This window comes from Mesorhizobium sp. M7A.F.Ca.US.006.04.2.1 (genome assembly GCF_004022915.1).
In the GTDB taxonomy this organism is placed as follows: domain Bacteria; phylum Pseudomonadota; class Alphaproteobacteria; order Rhizobiales; family Rhizobiaceae; genus Mesorhizobium; species Mesorhizobium ciceri.
Genome location: NZ_RZQA01000964.1, coordinates 1 through 2166 on the forward strand (window position 1 = coordinate 1; position 2166 = coordinate 2166).

Genomic DNA, 2166 nt, shown 5'->3' on the forward strand with positions numbered 1-2166 from the left:
CATCTGGATCAGCGTGCCAAGCCTGAGATAGTCGTCGGCGCTCAGCGTCAAATGATGTGGCGTCGCCTCGCAGGTCGCGACATCCTTGTGTTGTTCGAGGAACACAATCTCCTCGGCGGTCGAGATGTGTAGAACATGGATGCGGGCACGGGCGTTTCGCGCAATGCGTACCAGCCGTTCGGTACAGCGCAAGGCGGCGATCTCGTCGCGCCAGACAGGGTGCGATGCCGGGTCGCCTTCGATGCGTTCGCCAAGGCGCTCGCGCAGCCGGAATTCGTCTTCCGAATGAAAGGCGGCGCGCCGGCGCGTGTTTCTCAGGATCGACGCCACGCCCTCGTCATCCTCGACCAGCAGGTCGCCAGTGGACGAGCCCATGAAAACCTTGATCCCGGCCGCACCCGGCAGCCGCTCAAGCTCGCCGACATCCCCGGCATTCTCGCGGGTGCCGCCGACCCAGAAGGCGAAATCGCAATGCATGCGCCCCGTGCCGCGCCGGACCTTGTCGGCAAGCGTTGCCTCGCTGGTGGTCAGCGGATTGGTGTTGGGCATCTCGAACACGGCGGTGACACCGCCAAGCACGGCAGCGCGCGAACCCGTTTCCAAATCTTCCTTGTGCTCCAGTCCCGGCTCGCGAAAATGCACCTGGCTGTCGACGACACCCGGCAGGATATGCAGGCCGCGGCAGTCGATCGTCTCGCCGGCCGAGGCCTGGCGGAGATCGCCGATGGCAGCGATGCGCCCGTCCTTCACGCCGATGTCGCGAGCCCCTTCGCCGTCATGGTTGACCACTGTGCCGCCTGTCAGGATGAGGTCGTAGATCATGGCCATGCTCTCTTGCGGGGGGAGTGCCAGCGGCTTACGTAAAGGCCGACCATTTTGCAAGATCAGGTTGCTTTTCCGCCCATGCCCTGTGCCCAGCTCAAAGACCGCGCCCTCATTTCCGTATCAGGTCCGGATGCCGAGCATTTTTTGCAGAACATCCTGACCACCGATCTCGACATCCTGGCTCCCGGCGAAGCCAAACCCGGTGCGCTGCTGACGCCGCAAGGCAAGATCCTGTTCGATTTCCTGATCTCCCGCACCGGCGAGAATGCATTCCGGCTCGAATGCCGTGCCGACATATCGGACGATTTCGTACGCCGGCTGACGCTCTACAAACTGCGCGCCAAGGTCGAGATTGCCAAATCCGATCAGGCGTTTGTCACCGTCGCGTGGGGACATGAATCAACACCCTCACAATCTGATTCAACGGCGGCCGCCGACACACGCTTTCCGAAGGGTGCCGTCACGCGTTCCTATGGCGAAACGGATGAGCGCGGCGATCTTGCCGCGTGGCAGGCCTTCCGCATTGTCGGCGGCATTGCCGAAAGCGGCAGCGACTACCAACTCGGAGACGCCTTCCCCCACGATGTGCTGCTGGACGAAACCGGCGGCATCGGCTTCAAGAAGGGCTGCTATGTCGGCCAGGAGGTCGTCTCGCGCATGCAGCATCGCGGCACGGCCAGGCGGCGCGTGCTGATTGCATCGGCCGACAGGCCCCTGCCCACGCCCGGCACCGAACTGACCGTCGCAGGCAGGCCGGTTGGCACGCTCGGCTCGACCGTAGACACGACCGGTCTGGCCATTGTGCGCATCGACCGGGTCAAGGCGGCGCTCGATGCCGGCCAGCCGATCATGGCCGGGGACGTTCCGGTAACGCTGGGCATTCCCGGTTGGGCAAAATTCGCCTTCCCGCAGGAAGCCGTCAGCGCGGAGGAGGCCTGATGGCGGCCGACCGCGTCGGCGCGCCGGCACGCGCCTGGCAGCGCATGCTGTCGGGCCGCCGGCTCGATTTGCTCGACCCCTCGCCGCTCGACATCGAGATTTCGGACATTGCGCACGGGCTCGCCCGCGTTGCCCGCTGGAACGGCCAGACCAGCGGCGAGCATGCGTTTTCGGTCGCCCAGCACTCGCTGCTGGTCGAAGCGCTGTTCTGCGACCTGGTGCCCGAGGCTTCGGCCGACGCCCGGCTGGCGGCCCTGCTGCACGACGCCCCCGAATATGTCATCGGCGACATGATCTCGCCGTTCAAATCGGTGATGGGCGGCAGCTACAAGGATTGTGAGTTACGGCTGCAGCGCGCCATCCATCTGCGCTTCTCGCTGCCTCCGGAACCAAGTGCTGCGC

The 2166-nt window shown here is 64.8% G+C and carries 2 protein-coding genes and 1 pseudogene; 2 read left to right on the forward strand and 1 reads right to left on the reverse strand.

The features are described from left to right. Positions 1 to 828 (reverse strand): annotated as a pseudogene (locus EN925_RS32885) (amidohydrolase family protein); the annotation flags it as partial. Between the two features lie 75 nt (positions 829 to 903). Between EN925_RS32885 and EN925_RS32890 the strand changes: the two are divergent. Both EN925_RS32890 and EN925_RS32895 read left to right on the forward strand, forming a co-directional pair. Then, on the forward strand, positions 904 to 1764 hold the full coding sequence (locus EN925_RS32890) for a folate-binding protein YgfZ (protein ID WP_127369400.1): 861 nt from the start codon (positions 904 to 906) through the stop codon (positions 1762 to 1764). Next, positions 1764 to 2166, forward strand: a 403-nt coding sequence (locus tag EN925_RS32895) for an HD family hydrolase (protein WP_164776898.1), incomplete at its 3' end; no start/stop codon positions are given. The genes EN925_RS32890 and EN925_RS32895, both read left to right, overlap by 1 nt.

Excerpts from the sequence above, each read along its gene's own strand:
- EN925_RS32890 (WP_127369400.1), top strand. The coding sequence starts at position 904 with ATGCCCTGTGCCCAGCTCAAAGACCGCGCCCTCATTTCCGTATCAGGT.